Origin of the sequence: Catellatospora sp. NPDC049609 (genome assembly GCF_040675365.1) — a bacterium.
Lineage (GTDB): Bacteria > Actinomycetota > Actinomycetes > Mycobacteriales > Micromonosporaceae > Catellatospora.
Map to the genome: position 1 here is coordinate 1 of NZ_JBFAOU010000414.1, position 2,167 is coordinate 2,167.

General features: G+C 68.4%; 1 protein-coding gene and 1 pseudogene. One reads left to right on the forward strand and one right to left on the reverse strand.

Annotated features, from left to right (window positions below):
* Positions 1-96 precede the first annotated feature (96 nt).
* Positions 97-1,302 (reverse strand): annotated as a pseudogene (locus AB0J67_RS40740) (IS110 family transposase); the annotation flags it as partial.
* 222 nt (positions 1,303-1,524) lie between these two features.
* Here AB0J67_RS40740 and AB0J67_RS40745 point away from each other — a divergent pair.
* A partial coding sequence (locus AB0J67_RS40745) for a transposase (RefSeq protein ID WP_363491125.1) occupies positions 1,525-2,167 on the forward strand: 643 nt, incomplete at its 3' end.

Here is a 2,167-nt window from a genome sequence, read left to right on the forward strand (position 1 = left end):
CTCGCCACCCGGACCGGCGCCTGCCCCACCTGCCGACGAAAGATCAGAACCGTCCGCCGCAAACGCCGACCACCGACCTAACAAAGCACTACTAGCCGCGGCCGCGCTGATTGGCGGTGAGTGATGGAACTCGCGGCCGTCGCGCAGCAGCGCCCAGATGACGTCGACGAGGCGGCGGGCAAGGGCGATCAGCGCCTGGGTGTGGATTTTGCCTTCGGATCGTTTGCGCTGGTAGTAGATCCGCGACGGCCCGTCGGGCCGGATCGCGGACAACGCTGCCATGTAGAACACACGGCGCAGGCCGCGGTGGTAGCGCTTGGGCCGGTGCAGGTTGCCTCGCACGCGTCCGGAGTCGCGAGGCACCGGCGCCAGTCCGGCGTATGCGGCCAGGCGGCCGGAGCTGCCGAACGCCGTGTGCAGGTCGCCGCCGGTGGCGGCGAGGAGCTCGGCGGTCAGCAGCGGCCCGAACCCGGGCACGCTGGTGATCGCGTTGGCCTGCGGATGGTCGGCCAACAGGCTGGCGATCTGCTTGTCGAGTTCCTTGATCTCGCGGTCGAGGTCGAGCAGCTGCGCGGCCAGCCGTGCGATCAGCGGTGCGGTCGTGGCCTCGGCGGGCAGTGCGATGCTCTGCTGGTCCGCAGCGGCTTTGGCCTTGGCCACGATGTCGGGGATCGACCGAGGCCAAGCGCCGTGCTCACGCAACCAGCCGACCAGGGCGTCGGGACCGACGCCGCGCACGCCGGCCGGAGTGCAGTAGCCGGTGAGCAGGATCAGCGGGGACCGGCTCGAGTAGTCCAACGCACGCTCCAACGCCGGGAAGATCGAACTGAGCAGATCCCGCAGCCGGTTGACGCCACGGACCCAGTCACCCGTCAGGTCCTCACGACGCGAGGTCAGCACCCGCACCTGGGTGATGACCGGGTCGGTCGCGGTCACCATGGTCAGGTCCCGGCGCAGCCGGGCGGTCTCGGCGATCGTGCGGGCATCCTTGGCGTCGGTCTTGCCCTCACCGGCATACGCGCCGGCCATCCGGTTCACCAGCCGCCCCGGAACGTAAACGACCTGCTGACCAGCCGTTGCAAGAACGGCCAGCAGCAGCCCGGCTCCGCCGCTGGTCATGTCCACCGCCCAGCGCACCTGCCCGGCGGCCTCACCGGCCCTGGCCACCAGGGCTTCGATCTCGGCCTGGCCGTTGACCAGCTTGCGCGAGAACACGGTCTTGCCCATGGCGTCCACCGCGCACGCGTGATGGTGGCTTTTGCCCACGTCGATGCCGACCCAGATCATGTCGCGGACCTTCACCCGCGTCCTCCCCAGACACGTCACTATCCCCGCGGATCACCCTGGCCAGCAGCTCCATAAACAGCGACGAACGCACAGATCTCAATCAGCAGCCAGGCGTCCAGAAACGGCGAGGCGGCCACTCCCGATAGGCCACCACGGACAAGAACCGATCAGCCACACCCCGCCGTCCCGGGCATCCGAGGCACCAACCCCAGACACGAACAACCTTATGGAGCACCGATGCTCGATGTAGTACCCACGCTCGTTGATGACGACATGGCGAAAGACAGGCCGGCCACGCCGGACACCGACGGCGTCGACACCCAGCTGGTCAGACAGTTGGTGGAGCAGGCCCGCGCGGCCGGCCTGCAACTGACCGGAGAGGGCGGCCTGCTGGGCCAGCTGACCAAGCGCGTCCTGGAGGCCGCCCTCGAAGGTGAGATCACCGGCCACCTCGGCTACGACAAGGGCGACCCGGCCGGTCGTGATGGGGGCAATTCCCGCAACGGCACTCGGGCGAAGACCGTCGTCACCGAGATCGGCCGGTCGAGATCGCGGTTCCGCGCGATCGGGCCGCGACGTTCGAGCCGAAGATCGTGGGCCAAGCGGCAGCGGCGCCTGTCCGGGGTGGAGGACATGGTCATCTCCCTGTCCGCGAAGGGCCTCACCACCGGTGAGATCAGCGCGCACCTGGCCGAGGTGTACGGGGCCGAGGTGTCACGCTCGACGATCTCGACGATCACCGACAAGGTGATGGAGGGCATGGCCGAATGGCAGAACCGGCCCCTGGTGAATTCGTCCCGTCGTTGCGAATGCGCTGGTTACCGGTGCTGGCGCTGCAATCTTCTCATGAGTTCGGCTGGAGAGCGGTCGTCGAGGCACT